Genomic DNA, 20,017 nt, shown 5'->3' with positions numbered 1-20,017 from the left:
GTATCCGGGTTAGCCGCGGCGTTGCTAGCTTGAAGTCGGTGGCTGTAAAAGCGTCGCGAGAATTCGTCATTGATGCGCCCCAGGAAGTGATCATGGAGGCGCTGGCAGACGTCAGCAATCTGACGTCGTGGTCCTCGCTGCACAAAAGCGTGGAAGTGATCGACTACTACCCCGACGGGCGGCCACACCACGTGCGGGCGACGGTCAAGATTCTGGGCCTGGTCGACAAGGAGATTCTCGAATACCACTGGGGTCCGGACTGGGTGTGCTGGGATGCCGACAAGACCTTCCAGCAACACGGTCAACACGTCGAATACAAGCTGACGCCAGAAGGTCTCGACAAGACAAGGGTTCGGTTCGACGTCACTGTGGAACCATCGGGCCCGATCCCCGGATTCATCGTCCGACGGGCGAGTGAGCAGATTCTGGAAGCCGCGGCCAAGGGCTTGCAGAAGCGCGTCATGGGCGACACGTCGGATCAGGACGAAAAGTGACGTTTCTGACCGGCCGATGATTGCTATTTTGAACGACAGTGGCCATTCAAGCATCGACTGAAGTCGTTATCGACGCACCGCCGGACGTCATCATCGACGCGCTGGCCGATATGCAGGCGGTGCCGTCGTGGTCGTCGGTGCACAAGCGGGCCGAAGTCGTGGAGACGTGGCCGGACGGCCGGCCCCGTTACGTGAAGGTCGCCATCAAGGTCGTCGGCATCCTGGACCGCGAACTACTCGAGTACCACTGGGGCCCGGACTGGGTCGTGTGGGATGCCAAGAAAACCAAGCAGCAACACGGTCAGCACGGCGAATACAACCTGAGTCGCGAGGGTGACGAGAAGACGAGGGTGCGATTCACCATCACCGTCGAACCTTCTGCGCCGCTACCCGAATTTCTGGTCAACCGGGCCCGCAAGAAAATCCTCGACGCGGCGACCGAGGGACTGCGGCGCCGGGTGATGGGAAGCGCGGCTAGCCCTCCCGCAACGCGCCGAGGCGGCTGATCGCCTCATCCAGGGTGTCCTCACGTTTACAGAAGGTGAAGCGCACCAAGTGATTCCACAGGTCGGCATGTTTGGCGGCCGGATCGCAGAAGGCCGACATCGGGATCGCCGCCACACCGACCTTCTCCGGCAGCGCCGCGCAGAATGCCGAGCTGTCGTCGTAGCCCAGCGGTCGCGGGTCGGCGCACAGAAAGTAGGTGCCGTAGCTGTCGTGAACGCCGAAACCGATATCGGACAGCCCCGTTGCCAGCCGATCCCGCCGGGCCTGCAGGGAATTGCGCAGGGTCGCCACCCACTCGTCCTCGGTATCGAGCGCCAGCGCCACCGCCGGTTGGAACGGCGCCCCGCCGACATAGCTCAGGTACTGCTTGGCCGCGCGCACACCGGCGATCAGATGTGCCGGACCGCACGCCCAGCCGATCTTCCAACCGGTGCAGTTGAACATCTTGGCCGCGCTCGAAATGGTGACGGTGCGTTGGGCCATGCCGTCGAACCCGGCGAGCGGTATATGGGTGTGGTTGTCGAAGACCAGGTGCTCGTAGACCTCGTCGGTGATCACCAGCAGGTCGGCGGCCACCGCGACTTCGGCGATCGCCTGCAGCTCGGACGCGCTCAGTACCGCCCCGGTGGGATTGTGCGGCGAGTTGACGATCAGGGCCCTGGTGCGGGGTGTGACCGCGCGGCGCAGTGCGTCGGCGTCCAGGGCGAAACCGCGGCCGTCGGCTACCAGCGGCACCGTGACCCGGTGGGCGCCGGCCATCGCCACCACGGGTGAGTAGGAGTCGTAGAACGGCTCGATCAGCAGTACCTCCGACCCGGGTTCCACCAGTCCGAGGACAGCGCCGGCGATAGCCTCCGTCGCGCCGACCGTCACCAGCACCTCGGCGTCGGGGTCGTACTCGATACCGAAACGTCGGCGACGCTGTGCGGCGATGGCCTGTCTCAGGGGCCCGATACCCAATCCGGGCGGATACTGGTTGACCCCCGCGGCGATGGCGTCCTGCGCCGCCTTGAGCATTGCGGGAGGACCGTCCTCGTCGGGAAAGCCCTGGCCGAGGTTCACCGCGCCGATCCGCGCGGCCAGCGCCGACATCTCGGCGAACACCGTGGTCGCGTAGGGCTGCAGCCGCGTGACCGTCATGGTGGTCGAGCTTATTGGGAGCTCGCCGGTCGCCGAGCGTGCGGCCAGCTTCACGTTCGGCGCCGAGCGTGCGGCCAGCTTCACGTTCGGCGCCGAGCGTGCGGCCAGCTTCACGTTCGCGCCAGGTGCGTCGGCGCGTCCAGCACCCTGACCTGCGGACTCCCTCCCAACCAACAGGTTGGCCGAGGCCCCTGTTAGTGTTCCTTTCCTGGACCTACTCTTTAAGACGGATCCAAACCCTCCCTTTTTGGAACAGGAAACCGACATGTCCGAAGAAGCCTTCATCTACGAGGCCATCCGCACGCCGCGCGGCAAGCAACGCAACGGCGCGCTGAACGAAGTCAAGCCACTGAGCCTGGTCGTGGGCCTCATCGAGGAGCTGCGCAAGCGCAACCCTGACCTCGACGAGAACCTGATCAGCGACGTCATCCTGGGTTGTGTCTCACCCGTGGGCGACCAGGGCGGTGACATCGCCCGCGCCGCGGTGCTGGCCTCCGGCATGCCCGTCACCTCGGGCGGCGTTCAGCTCAACCGGTTCTGCGCATCGGGCCTCGAGGCCGTCAACACCGCCGCGCAGAAGGTGCGCTCGGGCTGGGACGACCTGGTGCTGGCCGGTGGTGTGGAGTCCATGAGCCGCGTGCCGATGGGATCCGACGGCGGCGCCATGGGCCTCGACCCCGCCACCAACTACGACGTGATGTTCGTTCCGCAGGGCATCGGCGCCGACCTGATCGCCACCATCGAGGGCTTCACCCGCGACGACGTGGACAACTACGCCCTGCGCAGCCAGGAGAAGGCTGCCGAGGCGTGGTCGGGCGGCTACTTCGCCAAGTCCGTGGTGCCGGTCCGCGACCAGAACGGCCTGCTGATCCTCGACCACGACGAGCACATGCGCCCGGACACCACCAAGGAAGGCCTGGGCAAGCTCAAGCCGGCCTTCGAGGCCCTCGCGGCCATGGGTGGCTTCGACGATGTGGCGCTGCAGAAGTACCACTATGTCGAGAAGATCAACCACGTTCACACCGGTGGCAACAGCTCCGGCATCGTCGACGGCGCCTCGCTCGTCATGATCGGTAACGAGAAGGCCGGGGCGGCCATCAACGCCACCCCGCGCGCCCGCATCGTTGCCACCGCGACCAGCGGTGCCGACCCGGTCATCATGCTGACCGGCCCCACCCCGGCCACCCGCAAGGTGCTCGACCGCGCCGGCCTGACCGTCGACGACATCGACCTGTTCGAGCTGAACGAGGCCTTCGCCTCAGTGGTGCTGAAGTTCCAGAAGGACCTCAACATCCCGGACGAGAAGCTCAACGTCAACGGCGGCGCGATCGCCATGGGTCACCCGCTGGGTGCCACCGGCGCCATGATTCTCGGCACCATGGTCGACGAGCTGGAGCGCCGTAACGCCCGGCGCGCGTTGGTGACGCTGTGTATTGGCGGCGGCATGGGTGTCGCGACGATCATTGAACGAGTCTGAGAGGGTTTAAGTAGAATGTCCGACAACACAATTCAGTGGGACAAGGATGCCGACGGAATCGTCACCCTGACGCTGGACGACCCGTCGGGGTCGGCCAACGTGATGAACGAGGCCTACATCGAGTCGATGGGCAAGGCGGTGGATCGTCTTGTCGCCGAGAAGGATTCGATCACCGGCGTGGTGATCACCAGCGGCAAGAAGACCTTCTTCGCCGGCGGTGACGTCAAGAGCATGATCCAGATCGGCCCGGAGAATGCCGGCGAGGCATTCGATCTGGTTGAGAACGTCAAGAAGCAGTTACGCACGATCGAGACTCTGGGCAAGCCGGTCGTGGCAGCCCTCAACGGCGCCGCGCTCGGCGGCGGCCTGGAGATCGCGCTGGCCTGCCACCACCGGATCGCGGCCGACGTCAAGGGATCGCAGTTCGGCTTCCCCGAAGCGACGCTGGGTCTGTTGCCGGGTGCCGGCGGTGTGACTCGCAGCGTCCGGATGTTCGGCATCCAGAATGCCTTCGTCAACATCCTGTCGCAGGGCACGCGGTTCAAGCCGGCCAAGGCCAAGGAGCTGGGTCTGATCGACGAGCTGCTGCCGACGGTCGAGGAGTTGGTGCCGGCCGCCAAGGCGTGGATCAAGGCCAACCCGGACTCCCACGAACAGCCGTGGGACAAGAAGGGCTACAAGATGCCCGGCGGCACCCCGTCGTCGCCGGCGCTGGCGTCGATCCTGCCGTCGTTCCCCGCCTTGCTGCGTAAGCAGATCAAGGGTGCGCCGATGCCGGCGCCGAAGGCGATCCTGTCGGCCGCGGTCGAGGGCGCCCAGGTGGACTTCGACACGGCCAGCCGCATCGAGAGCCGATACTTCACCACGCTGGTCACCGGCCAGGTATCGAAGAACATGATCCAGGCGTTCTTCTTCGACCTGCAGGCCATCAACGCCGGCAAGTCTCGCCCGGATGGCATCGAGCCGGTCAAGATCAACAAGATCGGCGTGCTCGGCGCAGGCATGATGGGCGCTGGTATCGCCTATGTCTCGGCCAAGGCCGGCTACGACGTGGTTCTCAAAGATGTCAGCATCGAGGCCGCGCAGAAGGGCAAGGGCTACTCCGAGAAGCTGGAAGCCAAGGCGCTCGAGCGGGGCCGCACCACGCAGGAGAAGAGCGACGCGCTGCTGGCGCGCATCACTCCGACCGCCGACCCCGCCGACTTCAAGGGCGTCGACTTCGTGATCGAGGCCGTGTTCGAGAGCCAGGAGCTCAAGCACAAGGTCTTCCAGGAGATCGAGGACATCGTCGAGCCCAACGCGCTGCTGGGTTCGAACACCTCGACGCTGCCGATCACCGGTCTGGCGACCGGCGTCAAGCGGCAGGAGGACTTCATCGGGATCCACTTCTTCTCGCCGGTCGACAAGATGCCCCTGGTCGAGATCATCAAGGGCGAGAAGACTTCTGACGAGGCGCTGGCCCGGGTGTTCGACTACACGCTGGCCATCGGCAAGACCCCGATCGTGGTCAACGACAGCCGCGGCTTCTTCACCTCACGCGTGATCGGCACCTTCGTCAACGAGGCGCTGGCGATGCTGGGCGAGGGTGTCGAGCCGGCCAGCATCGAGCAGGCGGGTTCGCAGGCCGGTTACCCGGCGCCGCCGTTGCAGCTCTCCGACGAGCTCAACCTGGAGCTGATGCACAAGATCGCGGTCGCTACCCGCAAGGGTGTCGAGGACGCCGGCGGCAAGTATGAGCCGCACCCGGCAGAAGCCGTGGTGGAGAAGATGATTGAGGTCGGACGGTCGGGCCGTCTCAAGGGCGCCGGCTTCTACGAGTACCCCGAGGGTAAGCGGTCCGGTTTGTGGCCGGGCCTGCGGGAGACGTTCAAGTCGGGTTCGGTTGAGCTGCCGCTGCAGGACATGATCGACCGGATGCTGTTCGCCGAGGCGCTGGAAACCCAGAAGTGCCTCGACGAGAACGTGCTGATGACCACGGCCGACGCGAACATCGGGTCGATCATGGGCATCGGGTTCCCGCCGTGGACCGGTGGTAGCGCGCAGTACATCGTCGGTTACGAGGGTCCGCTCGGCCGGGGCAAGGAGGCCTTCGTGGCCCGCGCCCGCGAGCTGGCCGAGAAGTACGGCGACCGCTTCCTGCCGCCGGACTCGCTGACCTAGGTTCAGCAGCGAAACCCCCGAAACAACGGCGTTTCGGGGGTTTTCGCGTCTGTCAGGTGCTCGGCTCGCGCGTCGCTACGCCGAGATGGCGGCGGCCAGGCGGCGCCATTGCTCCCGGGGGAACGATTTGGGATCGGTGTCGAGCACCTGAACGCAGACGTGATCTGCACCGGCCGAGTGATGCTCTGCGACCCGGCGCAAGATCGCCTCTTCGTCGCCCCACACGATGATCGCATTGAGTAGCCGATCGCTGATCTGGGTCAGGTCGTCGTCGGAAAACCCGCTGCGGCGCAGGTTGTTCGCGTAGTTCGGCATCGCCAAATAGCCCCGGATCCAATCGGTTCCGATGCGGCGCGCCGTGTCGGCGTCGTCGGTCAGGATTGCGGTCTGCTCTGGCAACAACAGCGGGCCCGGCCCCAATGTGGCGCGCGCCGTGGCAGTGTGTTCGGGCGTGACGAGATAGGGGTGAGCGCCGCGGGCACGCTTGGCCGACAGCTCCAACATTTTGGGCCCGAGCGCGGCCAGCACCCGCACCTCGGCGGGCACGGGTTGCGCTGCCGCGTCGAGTCCGTCCAGGAACGACGCCGTCGCGGCCAGCGGTTTGCGGTAACGGCCCGGGTTTTTGGCATCGATCAGCGGCGCATGGCTGACCCCGATGCCGAGCAGGAACCGGTTCCCGTGTTCGGCGACGAGTCGCGCATAACCGTCGGCGACATCGTCGGACGAGTGCATCCACAGGTTCAGAATTCCTGTCGCGATCACGGTGCTCTTGGTGGCCGCCAGCAGGCTCTCGACGGCCTTGAGCACCGGTCCGCCCACGTCTGGAATCCAGAGCGCCGGAAACCCGAGTTCATCCAATTCCGCTGCAGCATCGGCGGCTTCGGATGCGTCACCGTAGCGCAACTGGCTGCTCCAGATTCCGATACCGGACAGTTCCATTCAGTCCACCCTCTCGTCCGCGGTTATCGTGGCGACCCCTGTCCCATGGTGCCAAACGCGGCCGTCCGGTGATTCGGCGCGTCGAAGGCGATCCACGTCGAGTGCGGCGGCGAGGTCCCGCGGGGTTAGAGTCACGCTATGCGCTTCGGTCTCTTCATTCCGCAAGGCTGGCGGATGGATCTCGTTGGCATCGAACCCGAGCGGCACTGGGCGGTGATGCGCGATCTGGCCACCTACGCCGACGGCGGCGCCTGGGATTCGCTATGGGTCTACGATCACTTCCACACCGTGCCACTGCCCAGCGATGAGGCCACCCACGAGGCGTGGTCGTTGATGTCGGCCTACGCCGCCGTCACCTCGCGGATCAAGCTGGGCCAGATGTGCACCGCGATGAGCTACCGAAACCCGGTCTATCTCGCCAAGGTGGCAGCCACCGCCGACATCATCTCCGGCGGCCGCGTTCAGATGGGCATCGGTGGCGGATGGTACGAACACGAGTGGCGTGCCTATGGTTACGGATTCCCGTCAGCCGGTGTGCGGCTGGCACGCCTCGACGAGGGCGTCCAGATCATGCGCGACGCCTGGCGCGACGGCAAGGTGAGCTTCGAGGGCAAGCACTATCAGGTGGACGGCGCGATCGTTGCGCCGAAGCCGTTGCAAGCCAATGGCATTCCGCTGTGGATCGCCGGCGGGGGCGAGAAGGTGACGTTGCGCATCGCGGCCCAGTATGCGCAGTACACCAACTTCACCCCGGAGCCCGAAGCATTTGCCCACAAGTCGCAGATACTGGCCGAGCACTGCCGCACGCTCGGCACCGACTACGACGCGATCGTGCGGTCGGCCAACTTCACCGCCGTGGTGGGCATTTCGGAAGCCGACGTCAATGACCGCAAGCAGCAGGTTCGCGGCCGCCTGAACGGCTATGTGCCGGACGCGGTGGCGGACTCGATGGTGGGTGGCATGCCGGATTCGGCGATGGGCACTACCGAGCAGGTGATCGAGCGGCTCACCAAGGTCCGCGATCTCGGCTGTGAATACGCGATCTGCTACTTCCCTGAGGCCGCGTACGACCGCTCCGGTATCGAGTTGTTCGAACGTGAGGTCATTCCCGCGCTGAGTTAATCTCCGGTGCGGGTGAAGGTTTGATCGAAGGCCGCGTTGACCCCGCACAGGCCGGTCTGCTCCTGGCGCCCGTGCCCGGTGAGTCGCTCGATGGGATTCTGCGGCGGCTGTGGCAGCGGAAACTCCGCGATGACACTGAAATGCAGTGTGCCTCCCTTCGGGCACGGGTAGTCGGCGTTCGCGGTGAGAGCCCAGGTGCCGTTCTGGTAGACCAGTGGTTGGTCGCCTGCCGCCCCGTGGAAGTAGCTCATGCACCGTTCGCCGGTGCGCAGACAGTCGGTGACGACGGCGGAGTCCGCGGGCTGAGTGGGGATGGGCGCGGAATAGGTTCGCAGCACCTGGTAGCGGCCGTGCAACGCTTCGGCCGGTGACGCCACCCGCGGTGTGACGGTGGCCGGGTCGGCCACCGTGTCGACGTCGAGATCGCCTGTGCGGGTGAGTGTTACCGGCCGCTTGTCCCGGCAGTTGGTGACGCTGGTGCGGGTCATCTCGCCGGAGAGCGTTCCGTCGGGGCCCAATTGCAGGGAGAACGCCAGCCAGAACTCGGATTTGCTCGAAAGGCACTCATCGGTGATCAGCGCCACCGCCAGCCACCGGCCGCCGACCTCGTCGAACACCATCGTCTTGGCCAAATCATTGGGCCGACCCAGAGATTCGGCCGTCGCCACGCATTCGGCGCCCCTGCACGCCGAGCGAAGGCCGTAGCTGACAGTGGCCGGCCCCGCACCGTGGCCGTTGCCGTCGAGATCGGTGGCGGCGCCGAAATCCGCCTTGTAGCGGCCATTCAACGGGCCAGGAGTCAGCGGCGCGGCCGAGGTCGTGGTCGGCGTGCTCGCCGGCGCGGTCGACGTGGTGGCGGAAGTAGTGTGCGTGGAGGCGACGGCGGCCGGCCTGTGCATGAGCTTCACGCCGGTGAAAACACCGCCACCGATAAGCAGCACGACGGCGACCAGCGCGGCGATCAGAGCACGGGGTGATTTCCGCGGCGGCCGTTCGATCGGGGCGGTGACGAGGTGGTCCGGTGCATTGATCCGGGGGGCAGCCTCGGAGTGCCTGCGCAATTGGGCGGCGAACTCACTGCAGGTGGCGAAGCGGTCGGACGGTTGTTTGGCCATCGCGCGCATGAAGACCGGATCCAGCTTGCTCAGCTCATCGTCGGACGATCCCAAGGACGGGGGCGGAGCGTACAGGTGGTGGGTGATGACGACCGCGGCATTGGCGTCCGGGTAGGGTGGCGCACCCGTCAGCAGATGAAAGGCCGTGCACGCCAGCGCATATTGGTCCGCTCGACCGTCGACCGGATCACCCCTGAGTTGTTCGGGCGCGGCATAGGCGACGGTGCCAACCGCCACATTGGTCTCGGTCAGCCCGGCCGAATCGTCGATGCGACGCGCGACGCCGAAGTCGGCCAGATAAACCCTCCGGTCCTGCCCGTCGGCTTCGGCCAGCAGGATATTCGCCGGTTTGACGTCGCGGTGCAGCAACCCGAGTTCGTGCGCGTAATCCAGCGCGGCTGCGACCGCGTCGATGATGGTCAACACCTCATTGGCGGGCATGCCCGAGGGGTACCGGTCCTTCAGCAACCGGGACGCATCGGTACCGGCCACGTAATCCATCGAGATCCAGAACTGGCCGTCGAATTCGCCCCGGTCCTGAACCCCGACGATGTGTGGATGGGACAAGCCCGCGGCCAGGTCCGCCTCGCGGGTGAATCGCGCCCGATACTCCGCATCGTTGGCGAACTCCGCCGGGAGAACCTTGAGAGCATCCTCGCGCGGCAGTCGCGGATGTGTGGCCAGATACACCGTGCCCATGCCGCCCGCTCCCAGTACGCGCAGGATCGTGTATCCGGCGAACACCTGGCCGACATCCAGGGACACGCTGCTAATCGCCTGTCCGAGTGAACGTGTCGTCAAAATCTACGTCGGTCGAGCACGTGCCGGTTTGCGCCCAGTGCCCGCGGCCCGGCAGCGACGGCAGCGGATCCGCCGGTGGTTGCGGCAGCGGGAAAGTGGCGCTGATGCGCAGCGTCGTCGGACTCCCGTCCGGACACTTGCCGCTGCTCACCTCGTCCCATGTCCAGCCGCCGCCTGCGAAAATCAGTGGGACATCGCCCGATCCGGTGTGGAAGTAGCTCATGCACCGATCACCGGTACGCAGGCAATTGGTGACGACCGCCGAATCGCCCTTCTGCTGAGGACCTTGGCCCGGCAACGTAAGGGTCTGCTGATAGTGGCCGCGAAAAGCCTCGGCCATTGACGGCACCCGCGGCGGCAAAGTCGCCGGGTCGGGGAGTCCGCCAGGTGGATCGCCGGTGCGGGTGAAGGTCACGGTACGCCGCTCTTGGCAATTGTTCCGGGCAGTGCGCGTTTGATCGCCGACCAGAGTTCCGTCGGGACGCGCCTCCAGCGTGAAGACCTCCCAGATCTCGACGGTATTGGCCTTGCAGGGCTGCGTCGACAGGACCACCGCCACCCAGCTGCTGCCCAGCTGGTCGAACACCATGGTCGAAGCGAAGGCTCTTTCACCTTTCAGGCGCGAAGCCGTTGCCACGCAGCCGGCGCCTCCACACATCGAGCGCACACCGTAGGTGCCCGTGGTGGGTTGCGCAGTCGGAACTGATTCGCCGTCCAGGAGAGTGGCCGGGCCGAAATCGGCGCGGTATGTCCCGGTGAACGGGCCTTGTGCAGCCGCAGACGTGCCCTGGGGCACCGCCGTCGACGATCCCGGCGGTGCGGCCGTGTGCTTACGGCTGCTGGTGAACCGGCTGAGGGCAAAGACGCTGCCGACAAGCAGCAGCGCGACGGCCACCAGGGCGCCGATCAACACGGCAGGCCGCCGGACCCAGCTTTTCGACTCCGGCTCGTGCGCTGCAAGCATGGGAATTGACGGCTGAGTTTGCCTGGCGTGCAGGTTGATTGGGGTGTCGTAGTCCTGCGTTGCAAGGTGCTTGCTCAGTTCCAGAGCGAAATCGCTGCAGCTGCTGTAACGGCCGTTCGGGTCCTTGGCCATGGCGATGGCGAAGACCGGGTCCAGTGAGGACAACTCGGGCCGGCGTAAGGCGATGGACGGCGGGGGTGCGCTGATGTGTTGGGTGATCACCACCGTGGGGTTGGTGTCGGCGAAGGGCGGAGCGCCGGTCAACAGGTGAAAGGCTGTGCAGGCCAACGCATATTGATCGGTTCGGCCGTCGACCGGATCGCCCTTGAGTTGCTCGGGTGCCGCGTAGGCCACCGTGCCGACCGCCACGTTGGTGGCCGTCAGGCCGGAAGCGTCGTCGATGAGGCGGGCGATACCGAAGTCGGCGAGGTAGATCCGGCGACCCTGGACGTTGTCGGGTTCGGTGAGCAGGATGTTGGCCGGTTTGACGTCGCGGTGCAGCAGGCCGCGGTGATGGGCGTAGTCCAGTGCGGATGCGACGGCGGAGATGATGGCGATCACCTCGTCGACGGGTAGACCGCTCTGATAGCGCTCGTGGAGCAGATGCGAGGCATCGGTACCCGGCACGTAATCCATCGAGATCCACAACTGGCCGTCATTTTCGCCGCGGTCGTAGATCCGCACGATGTGCGGATGCGACAGGCCCGCGGCCACGTCGGCTTCGCGGGCGAAGCGCATTCGGTACTCGGGATCATCGGTGTACTCGGCGGGCAGCACTTTCAGTGCGTCCTCGCGCGGCAGGCGCGGGTGCGTCGCCAGGTAGACCCTGCCCATCCCGCCGGCGCCCAGCACTCGCAGGATGGTGTATCCGGCGAATACCTGGCCAACCTCTAAAGACATGGCCAAATCGTAGTGGGTGTCAATTTCCGACGGCACCGAACGAGTTGTCTTATCCGCCGGGATGAGAATGTGATTTCCACTTTTGCGGAATGCTGTTGTACCTTTGGGTGAGTTCGATTTTTCTCGTGCTCGACGGAGGACCCTCGATGCAGAAGGCATTGGCCCCTGAAATCTCCGCCTGGCCCGACGAGAACCCCCAGCTGATCGGTAGTCGCTGCGGCGGTTGCGGTGCCACGACGTTTCCGGTGCAGCAGTTCTGTCCGCGCTGCAGTCGCGGCGAGATGACCGAGGTACTGCTGCCCCGTCGCGGCACGCTGGTTGCGTGGACTACCCAGGGTTTCCCGCCCGGCGCCCCCTATGCCGGGCCGACCGGTAAGGACTTCGTGCCGTTCGGGGTGGGCCTGGTGCAGCTCGGGGACGTGATCCGGGTGGAAGGCAGGCTTACCGAGAACGATCCGGCCAAGCTGCAGTTCGGGCAGGAGGTCGAGCTCACCATGGTGCCGCTGAACCGCGACGACGACGGTGTTGACGTCATGACCTTCGCGTTCCAGCCGGTCGCAACAACAGGAGCATGAGATGACCAACGATGTCGCCATCATCGGCGTGGGCCTGCACCCCTTCGGCAGATTCGACAAGACCGCGATGGAGATGGGTGCACAGGCGATCCAGTCTGCGCTGGCCGATGCCGGCGTCGCGTGGCAGGACATCCAATTCGGGTTCGGCGGCAGTCACGAGGTGTCCAACCCGGACGCGGTGACCCGCTTGGTGGGCCTGACCGGCATCACGTTCACCAACGTCTTCAACGCCTGTGCCACCGCGGCCAGCGCGATTCAACAGACGGCCGACACCATTCGGCTGGGCAAATACGACCTCGGGATCGCGATCGGTTTGGACAAGCACCCGCGCGGTGCGTTCACCGACGATCCCGCGAAACTCGCACTGCCGCAGTGGTATGCGCAGAACGGGCAGTTCGTCACCACGAAGTTCTTCGGCATGAAAGCCAACAAGTACCTGCACGACCACCACATCTCTCAGGCGACGTTGGCGAAGGTCGCCGCCAAGAACTTCCGCAACGGTGCGATCAACCCGAATGCATTCCGCCGCAAGGCTATTCCTGAGGAAGAGATCCTCAACTCGACGGTGCTCAACTATCCGCTGACGCAATACATGTTCTGCGCCCCTGACGAGGGCGCCGCGGCGGTCATCATGTGCCGGGCCGATATGGCGCACAAGTACACCGACAAGCCGGTTTATGTGCGCGCCTGTGAGATTCGCACCCGCCGCTACGGTGCGTACGAGGTGCACGCCACGTTCGCTCCGCTGGACGGTGACGCGTCGCCGACGGTCTATGCGGCCCAGGCCGCCTACGAGGCCGCGGGCATCGGACCCGAGGACGTCGACGTGGCTCAGTTACAGGACACCGATGCCGGCGCTGAAGTGATCCACATGGCCGAGACGGGTCTGTGCGCCGACGGGGAACAGGAGAAATTGGTTGCCGACGGCGCCACCGAGATCCACGGCTCGATCCCGGTCAACACAGACGGGGGTCTGATCGCCAACGGTGAGCCCATCGGCGCGTCCGGACTACGGCAGATGCACGAGTTGGTGCGCCAGCTCCGCGGGGAGGCGGGTGAACGTCAAGTGCCGGGCAACCCGCGGGTGGGGCTGGCGCAGGTGTACGGTGCGCCGGGAACCGCGTCGGCAACCATTCTGTCGCTCTAGCCTCCTGTCGAGCAGTCGCAAAATCCCCGTGGAGCACTCGTTCCGAGGAGATTTTGCGTCTGCTCGCGGTCCTAAATGGCCGGGCCCAGCAGGTCGTCGGCGTCGCGAATGATGTACCCGTAGCCCTGCTCGGCCAGGAAGCGCTGGCGGTGTGCGGCGTACTCGGCATCCAGGCTGTCGCGTGCGACCACTGAATAGAAGATGGCACCGCCCCCGTCGGCCTTGGGGCGCAGCAATCGGCCGAGCCGCTGTGCTTCCTCCTGGCGTGATCCGAAGGTGCCCGAAACCTGGACTGCGACAGAGGCTTCCGGTAAGTCGATGGAGAAGTTGGCCACCTTGGACACCACCAGGGTCGCGATCTCACCACGCCGGAACTGTTCGAACAGGTCCTCGCGCTCCCGGGTTTTGGTCGACCCCTGAATCACCGGGGCACCGAGTTCGGCACCCAGTTCGTCGAGCTGATCGAGGTAGGCGCCGATCACCAGCGTCTGCTCACCGGAGTGATTCTTCAGAATCGACTTCACCACCGCGATTTTCGTGTGCACCGTCGAACAGATCTTGTAGCGTTCCTCGGGCTCGGCTGTGGCATAGATCATCCGCTCGTTGTCGGTCATGGTGACCCGCACTTCGACGCACTCGGCCGGTGCGATCCAGCCCTGGGCCTCGATGTCTTTCCACGGCGCGTCATACCGCTTGGGCCCGATGAGGGAGAACACGTCGCCTTCGCGGCCGTCTTCGCGGATCAGCGTGGCGGTGAGGCCCAGTCGGCGCTTGGATTGCAGGTCGGCGGTCATCCGGAAAACCGGCGCCGGCAACAGGTGTACTTCGTCGTAGACGATCAGGCCCCAGTCGCGGCTGTCGAACAGCTCCAAGTGCCGGTACTCGCCCTTGGTGCGGCGCGTAATCATCTGATAGGTCGAGATGGTGACGGGCCGAATCTCTTTGCGCTCCCCGGAGTATTCGCCGATCTCGTCCTCGGTCAGCGACGTCCGCGCCACCAGCTCGCGCTTCCACTGCCGGGCCGCCACGATATTGGTGACCAGAATCAGAGTCGTCGCTTGTGCTTTGGCCATCGCGGCCGCCCCGACCAGCGTCTTGCCGGCCCCACAGGGCAGCACCACGACGCCCGAGCCGCCGGCCCAGAAGGAGTCGGCGGCCAACTGCTGGTAGTCACGCAGCTCCCACCCGTCGGGTTCCAGGGTGATCGGGTGTGCCTCACCGTCCACGTAACCGGCGAGGTCCTCTGCGGGCCAGCCGATCTTGAGCAGCATCTGCTTGACGCGGCCGCGCTCGCTGGGGTGTACGGCGACCGTGTCGTCATCGATGCGGGCACCGAGCATGGGCGCGATCTTCTTGTTGCGCAGCACCTCTTCGAGAACCGCACGATCGAAGCTCACCAGCGTCAAGCCGTGCGCGGGATGCTTGACCAACTGGAGGCGGCCGTAGCGTGCCATGGTGTCGACGATGTCGACCAGCAGCGGTTGCGGCACGGCATAACGGGAGAAGCTGACCAGTGCGTCGACCACCTGCTCGGCGTCGTGGCCGGCGGCGCGTGCGTTCCACAGCGCCAGCGGCGTGATGCGGTAGGTGTGGATGTGCTCGGGCGCGCGTTCCAGTTCGGCGAACGGAGCGATGGCGGCGCGCGCCGCGCCGGCCAGCTCATGATCCACCTCGAGCAGCACCGTTTTATCGGACTGCACAATCAAGGGCCCGTCAGTCATCTAGCGTCGCTCCTCTTTCCCGCAAGCGGGTGGTACTCCCACGTCGCTCCCCTCTGCGTCGTCGCCGGCACGCGTCGGGTTCATTATCCGTCGTCCGCCGACATCACCGACGTGATGCGGTGGATGGCGAAGTCACGCATCCGCCCGGACCCCGAATCGAAGGCCACCAGCTGGCCACCCCGGACGACGATCGGGGACACCACCCGCTGCGTGGCCACCCCCGCGGCGTCGAGGTAGCCGATGAGGACGGTGTCCTGTTGTTTGGCGGCCCGCTGCAGCAGCGACATGGAAACCGCAGGGTCGACGCGGATATTCCCGAACGGGGCCGCGGTGACCTTGCGTAGTACCCCCACCACGGCGTTCAGCGTTTCAGGGCTGGGGCGGGGGACCGGCCGGTAGGTACGGCGCTGCGGCGGCGCGGCCACTCGCGCGCCGCGGGTGCGCACGTCGACGATCGCGCCGGTGGAGTCTTCGGCGGCGGGAGCGAATCCCGCCGTGCGCAGTGCGGCGAGCACCTCGGCGATGGTTGCCGGTGACACCGCGACCGTCGGTGCCAGCGCCCGCAGGTGCAGGCCCTCGGTGGCCGGCGCCGCCACCGCCTGCGCCAGCAGTGCCGGGTCCTCGCAGCGCACGAACGACGAGGCCATCCCGATCCGGAGCTGACCGTGCCGGCGGGCCACGTCGTCGATGAGATAGGTGAGTCCTTGCGGCACAGGGTTTTTCGAGTGCTCGGCAAAGAAGGTCTGCATCCAGTCGCGGGTTTTACCGATATCCAGAGCGTGCCTGATCGACTGTTCGCTGACCCGGTAAACCATTGCCGCACCGGCCGATTCGACGGTGGCGACAGTGGCCAGGTCATCAGCCAGGTCGCGTTCCAGCGGACCCGGCACCACGACGGTCAAGTCGGCCTGGACCAGGAAGTGATCGATGGGTTTGGGCAGTGCCCGAGTCATCGCGTCGACGACCACACCCGGATCATCGTGGTCCTGGAGCAGTGCACGCCCCGGCGTGCTGATCGCCCCACGGCCGATCAGCCCCAACGCGTGGCCTTCGTCCAGCAGATCGGCGACCGGCTCGGGCTGCAGCCGCCGGGCCCAGCGTGGCCGCCGCCAGATCAAGGCCGCCGACGCGGACTTCGCATCCACACCCGCGCCGCCGGGCAGCCCGGCGAGCAGCGTCAGAAGCAATCGGCGGTCCAGCGGAGCGGCAGTGGAGAACAATGAATTCGACAGCGCGCCATACGGTTTGCCATCCGGACCGCGACTGCCGATCAGAGTCGGCCGGCAGGTCAGGTCGAGCCACGTGGTGGCCAGCAGGTACCAGCGATCGGCAGCGGACAGAGTGCTGAACCGGTCGGCTGTCGTCGTCGGCGCCCAGTAGGGTCCTTCGCCGTGTGCCGGTTCCGGATCGGGCATGCCGCTGGCTATCAGCCCTGCCGCGGCGGCGATCTCCAGAATCAGGCCCAGACGGGGTTCCTCGATTCCGGTCACCTTGGCCAGCCGCTTGAGTTCGCGGATACCGAACCCGCCGCTGCGGAGCTCGGAAACCGGCGCGGTACTGAGGTTCTCCAGCAGGACATCGACCTGGCGAAGCAGGTCGATGACGGCGCCCGCGGCTGCCGCGTCGGCGTCGGCCGCCGCGACAGTCGATACCACCGGATCGGGTTCGGTCAGCTGCAACGGCCCGGGAGTCTCGCCGCGCAGGACCTGCGCCACATGGCGGGGCAGGATCACCGTCTCGTCATCGATACGCCGCAGCAGGCCGGTGGCCAGGAGTTGCGGCACGGGGCGGTCCAGCGGCGCGTCGGGGGCCGCGTCGCGGGTGCGTCCCATCGGGGAGCCTTCGAGCAGCTTCTCCAGGACGTCGCGTTGGGCATCGTCGGCCTCGGCGATCAGGGCGGCGATCTGCTCCCCGGTATGGGTGCGGTCCTCGAGCGTGATCTGCCCGGGATGCCACGGCAAGGCGCTTCCGGCGTCGGCGGCCACCCGCACTGCCGTGCCGCCCCACACCAGGGCGCGATTCTTGAGGTCGTCCAGCGCGGCCGTGGCATCGGCCTCCGGAGCGATTTCGCCGATCAGGGTCGTCAACTTGATCACCGGGACCGGTTCGGCGTCGGCGTGCAGCACCAGCAGGGCATCCAGAACTGCCAGGCGGAGAAAGTCCAGGTCGTCGGTGGCGGCCTTGACCGACTGACGCGCCTGCGCGCGTGCGGCCAGCGCCGCGATGCTGCCGGGCGGCGGCTGGGCGAGGTCCGGGCGCAGCTCCAACAGCAGGATCAGCCGCTCGTCGGGCAGGTCGGCCAGCCAGGACCCCAGCGGGATATCCGGGGTGTGTTCGGTCATTGCTGATCAAGCCTAGGCGTGAGGTTCAACCTTCCGCCGCGGATGGTCACGCGACCTGTCAGAATAGAGCGCGTGGCTGACTCGAAGGCGCGCAAAGAGAAGTATGTGGACCCCGGCTGGCCGACCACGGACCCGGACGACCACGCGGTGAGCGAACTCGTGACCGACCGCACGGGTGCACTCTCGCCGTTCGGCGAAGTGGTGTTTCCGGTGCCCGCCGAGGAATTGCCCTATGTCCATCCGGTGACGGTCGCCACCTGGTAGGCCGTCGGGATGTCGGGGTCTGGCGCCTTTGATGAGCGCTCTGAGGCCCCCGGGTCGGCGCTGTCGCACCTGGATGAGCGCGGGGCGGCGCACATGGTCGACGTCACCGAAAAAGGGACGACTCGCCGCACCGCCGTCGCCGCCGGCCTGCTGTGCACGACGGCGGACGTCGTCGAGCTGATATCCGCGGGTGGTCTGCCGAAGGGCGATGCGCTGGCGACCGCGCGGGTGGCCGGAATCCTGGCCGCCAAACGCACCAGCGACCTGATTCCACTGTGTCACCAGCTTGCCCTCACCAAGGTCGATGTTGACTTCACCGTGGGGGAGTCAGATGTTGAGATCAGAGCGACGGTGCGCAGCACCGACCGAACGGGGGTGGAGATGGAAGCTTTGACCGCGGTCAGTGTGGCGGCCCTGACCCTGTACGACATGATCAAGGCGGTCGACCCGGCTGCCCGTGTTGACGGTGTCCGGGTGCTCAGCAAAGAGGGCGGCCGCCGCGGAAGTTGGTCACAACCGTGAGCCGCACCGCACGGGTGATCATCGCCTCGACCCGCGCCGCCACGGGTGTGTATTCCGACGAATGCGGACCGATCATCGCCGAATGGCTCGAACAGCGCGGGTTCCTGCCTACCGCGCCCCGCGTGGTGGCCGACGGGAACGACGTGGGCGACGCGCTGCACGACGCCCTGGAGGCTGAGGTGGACGTGGTCATCACCTCCGGAGGCACCGGCATCGCGCCGACCGACACCACGCCGGAACAGACAGTGGCGGTGCTGGACTACATGATCCCCGGGCTGGCCGACGCGATTCGCCAGTCGGGATTGCCGAAGGTGCCGACGTCCGTGCTGTCGCGCGGTGTGTGCGGCGTTGCAGGCAAGACGCTGATCATCAATCTGCCGGGCTCACCCGGTGGCGTGCGGGACGGTCTCGGGGTGCTCGCAGACGTGCTCATCCACGCTCTCGAACAGCTTGCCGGCGGAGACCACCCGCGATGACGGTGGTCCTGCGTGCCGCAGTGACCGATCAGCCGATCTCTCTTGCCGAGCACGAGGCGTTGGTCAACCACCAGTCCGCCGGTGCCGTGGTGGGCTTTGTCGGCATGATTCGCGACCACGACGGGGGCCGTCAGGTGGTGCGGTTGGAGTATTCCGCGCACCCGTCCGCCCAGGATGTGTTCGCCGAGGTCGTGGCAGAGGTAGCCGATCAGGCCGGCGGCGTGCGGGCCGTGGCGGCCAGCCATCGCATCGGTGTGCTGCACATCGGGGAGGCGGCTCTGGTGGCCGCCGTGGCGGCCGACCATCGCCAAGCGGCGTTCGACACCTGTGCGCGCCTGGTGGACACCATCAAGGAGCGGTTACCGGTGTGGAAGCACCAGTTCTTCGACGACGGGTCGGAAGAATGGGTGGGTTCGGCCTGAGCCTCGCCGGCTCAGGCCTCAACCAACGACGTCAGCTGACGGGACCCGCCACGAGCGCGTCGAGCGCGTCGTTGCCGGCGATGTCCTGACCCACAATGGCCTGCCAAAGCTGCTGGTGGTAGCCGACCTCCGCGACCTGGTGGATCTCCACCGGCGCGTTCTCGTCCGCCGGGGCCGGCGGGACGTCTGCCGGAGGGGCGGGCTGGAAGCCGGTGTCGACGACCACGGGCGCCGGCGGAGCCGGCACGTCGCCGGGAGCGGGAGGCAGGTCGGCCGGGGCCGGCGGCAGGTCGGCCGCGGGAGCCGGAGGCAGGTCAGCCGGGGCCGGCGGCAGGTCGGCCGGGACCGGCGGCAGGTCGGCCGCGGGAGCCGGAGGCAGCTCCGCGGGGGCCGGGGGCAGCTCGACCGGAGCGGGCGCGAGCGCGAGGTCGTTGCCGGCCATCTGCACCTCGGGTGCGGGGGCCTCGACCGGCGGGGGTGCGTCCGGGATCTGCTCACCGTTGAGTGCGGGAGCGTCCACCGGCTGGTTCAGCGCGGCGGGCTCCGGGTTACGCGGCGACGGGGCCGACAGCGGGGTCCCGCACACCGGCCAGGCACCACGGCCCTGGGTGGCCAGCACGCGCTCGGCGATGGCGATCTGCTGGTCCTTGGTGGCCAGCTGGGCCGACGGGGCGAACTCGGTGCCGCCGTGCGAGGCCCAGGTGCCGGCCGCGAACTGCACGCCGCCGTAGAACCCGTTACCTGTGTTGATCGCCCAGTTGCCGCCAGATTCGCAACGGGCTACCTGGTCCCATTCGGCGTCGGTGGCAGCCGCGGCCTGGCCGGCCATGGCGATGCCGCCGCCGCCCAGGACCGCACCGGTGAAGGCGATCTTGGCGACGCTGACGCTCGAGGTAGTGGGCTTGCGGTGACGTCCAGTCATACGCTCG

Annotated in this window: 19 protein-coding genes; 12 read left to right on the top strand and 7 right to left on the bottom strand. The window is 66.6% G+C overall.

Going from position 1 to position 20,017, the window contains the following annotated elements:
• The first annotated feature begins 38 nt into the window (after positions 1-38).
• Entirely contained in the window at positions 39-494 is a 456-nt protein-coding gene (locus QXK92_RS25160) for an SRPBCC family protein (protein ID WP_306246118.1), read from the top strand.
• Positions 495-532: 38 nt separating this feature from the next.
• Positions 533-1,000 carry an SRPBCC family protein gene (locus QXK92_RS25155; RefSeq protein WP_306246116.1) on the top strand — a complete coding sequence of 156 codons (468 nt, stop codon included), beginning with the start codon at positions 533-535 and terminating at the stop codon, positions 998-1,000.
• Here QXK92_RS25155 and QXK92_RS25150 read toward each other — a convergent pair.
• On the bottom strand, positions 969-2,141 hold the full coding sequence (locus tag QXK92_RS25150; protein ID WP_306246113.1) for a pyridoxal phosphate-dependent aminotransferase: 1,173 nt from the start codon (positions 2,139-2,141) through the stop codon (positions 969-971). The two genes, QXK92_RS25155 and QXK92_RS25150, sit on opposite strands and share 32 nt — an antisense overlap.
• On the opposite strand from QXK92_RS25150, the gene QXK92_RS25145 reads away from it, so the two are divergent.
• From QXK92_RS25145 to QXK92_RS25135, 3 genes are all read left to right on the top strand, one after another.
• The gene (locus QXK92_RS25145; RefSeq protein ID WP_306246112.1) at positions 2,131-2,292 is read left to right on the top strand and encodes a hypothetical protein; all 162 of its coding nucleotides are present in this window, start codon (positions 2,131-2,133) and stop codon (positions 2,290-2,292) included. The two genes, QXK92_RS25150 and QXK92_RS25145, sit on opposite strands and share 11 nt — an antisense overlap.
• A 114-nt stretch (positions 2,293-2,406) precedes the next feature.
• Entirely contained in the window at positions 2,407-3,618 is a 1,212-nt protein-coding gene (locus tag QXK92_RS25140) for an acetyl-CoA C-acetyltransferase (protein ID WP_306246110.1), read from the top strand.
• Between the two features lie 15 nt (positions 3,619-3,633).
• Positions 3,634-5,778, top strand: a complete 2,145-nt coding sequence (locus QXK92_RS25135) for a 3-hydroxyacyl-CoA dehydrogenase NAD-binding domain-containing protein (RefSeq protein WP_306246109.1) — start codon at positions 3,634-3,636, stop codon at positions 5,776-5,778.
• 75 nt (positions 5,779-5,853) lie between these two features.
• Here QXK92_RS25135 and QXK92_RS25130 read toward each other — a convergent pair whose 3' ends face one another.
• Positions 5,854-6,717: an LLM class F420-dependent oxidoreductase gene (locus QXK92_RS25130; RefSeq protein ID WP_306246107.1), complete on the bottom strand. Its 864-nt coding sequence runs from the start codon at positions 6,715-6,717 to the stop codon at positions 5,854-5,856.
• A 138-nt stretch (positions 6,718-6,855) separates the two neighbouring features.
• Between QXK92_RS25130 and QXK92_RS25125 the strand changes: the two genes are divergently transcribed.
• A complete protein-coding gene (locus QXK92_RS25125; RefSeq protein ID WP_306246105.1) occupies positions 6,856-7,839 on the top strand; it encodes an LLM class F420-dependent oxidoreductase in 984 nt (327 codons plus the stop codon).
• Here the strand turns inward: QXK92_RS25125 and QXK92_RS25120 are convergent.
• A complete protein-coding gene (locus tag QXK92_RS25120; RefSeq protein WP_306246103.1) occupies positions 7,836-9,719 on the bottom strand; it encodes a serine/threonine-protein kinase in 1,884 nt (627 codons plus the stop codon). The genes QXK92_RS25125 and QXK92_RS25120 overlap by 4 nt on opposite strands.
• 4 nt (positions 9,720-9,723) lie before the next feature.
• Positions 9,724-11,619 carry a serine/threonine-protein kinase gene (locus QXK92_RS25115; protein WP_306246101.1) on the bottom strand — a complete coding sequence of 632 codons (1,896 nt, stop codon included), beginning with the start codon at positions 11,617-11,619 and terminating at the stop codon, positions 9,724-9,726.
• 146 nt (positions 11,620-11,765) lie between these two features.
• Here QXK92_RS25115 and QXK92_RS25110 point away from each other — a divergent pair, with 146 nt between their 5' ends.
• Together QXK92_RS25110 and QXK92_RS25105 are read left to right on the top strand one after the other, a co-directional pair.
• Entirely contained in the window at positions 11,766-12,194 is a 429-nt protein-coding gene (locus tag QXK92_RS25110; RefSeq protein WP_306246490.1) for a Zn-ribbon domain-containing OB-fold protein, read from the top strand.
• Position 12,195: 1 nt separating this feature from the next.
• The gene (locus QXK92_RS25105) at positions 12,196-13,341 is read left to right on the top strand and encodes a thiolase family protein (protein ID WP_306246099.1); all 1,146 of its coding nucleotides are present in this window, start codon (positions 12,196-12,198) and stop codon (positions 13,339-13,341) included.
• A gap of 71 nt (positions 13,342-13,412) precedes the next feature.
• On the opposite strand, the gene QXK92_RS25100 is transcribed toward QXK92_RS25105, so the two are convergent.
• Both QXK92_RS25100 and QXK92_RS25095 read right to left on the bottom strand, forming a co-directional pair.
• A complete protein-coding gene (locus QXK92_RS25100; RefSeq protein ID WP_306246098.1) occupies positions 13,413-15,062 on the bottom strand; it encodes a DNA repair helicase XPB in 1,650 nt (549 codons plus the stop codon).
• An 83-nt stretch (positions 15,063-15,145) separates the two neighbouring features.
• A complete protein-coding gene (locus QXK92_RS25095; RefSeq protein ID WP_306246096.1) occupies positions 15,146-17,404 on the bottom strand; it encodes a helicase-associated domain-containing protein in 2,259 nt (752 codons plus the stop codon).
• Between the two features lie 72 nt (positions 17,405-17,476).
• Here QXK92_RS25095 and QXK92_RS25090 point away from each other — a divergent pair, with 72 nt between their 5' ends.
• The 4 genes from QXK92_RS25090 to QXK92_RS25075 are packed head-to-tail and all read left to right on the top strand — an operon-like array spanning position 17,477 to position 19,088.
• Entirely contained in the window at positions 17,477-17,668 is a 192-nt protein-coding gene (locus QXK92_RS25090; RefSeq protein ID WP_371934305.1) for a hypothetical protein, read from the top strand.
• 9 nt (positions 17,669-17,677) lie between these two features.
• Entirely contained in the window at positions 17,678-18,190 is a 513-nt protein-coding gene (gene moaC / locus QXK92_RS25085) for a cyclic pyranopterin monophosphate synthase MoaC (RefSeq protein WP_306246094.1), read from the top strand.
• A complete protein-coding gene (locus tag QXK92_RS25080) occupies positions 18,175-18,666 on the top strand; it encodes a molybdenum cofactor biosynthesis protein B (RefSeq protein WP_371934590.1) in 492 nt (163 codons plus the stop codon). Before moaC ends, QXK92_RS25080 begins: the two co-directional genes overlap by 16 nt.
• On the top strand, positions 18,663-19,088 hold the full coding sequence (locus QXK92_RS25075; RefSeq protein WP_306246090.1) for a molybdenum cofactor biosynthesis protein MoaE: 426 nt from the start codon (positions 18,663-18,665) through the stop codon (positions 19,086-19,088). Before QXK92_RS25080 ends, QXK92_RS25075 begins: the two co-directional genes overlap by 4 nt.
• Before the next feature lie 31 nt (positions 19,089-19,119).
• Here QXK92_RS25075 and QXK92_RS25070 read toward each other — a convergent pair whose 3' ends face one another.
• Positions 19,120-20,010: a transglycosylase family protein gene (locus QXK92_RS25070; RefSeq protein ID WP_306246088.1), complete on the bottom strand. Its 891-nt coding sequence runs from the start codon at positions 20,008-20,010 to the stop codon at positions 19,120-19,122.
• Positions 20,011-20,017 lie beyond the last annotated feature (7 nt).

Source organism: Mycobacterium sp. TY815 (genome assembly GCF_030755135.1).
Taxonomy (GTDB): domain Bacteria; phylum Actinomycetota; class Actinomycetes; order Mycobacteriales; family Mycobacteriaceae; genus Mycobacterium.
Note: the sequence above shows the minus strand (reverse complement) of the source record. Positions and strands in the feature narration are given on the sequence as shown.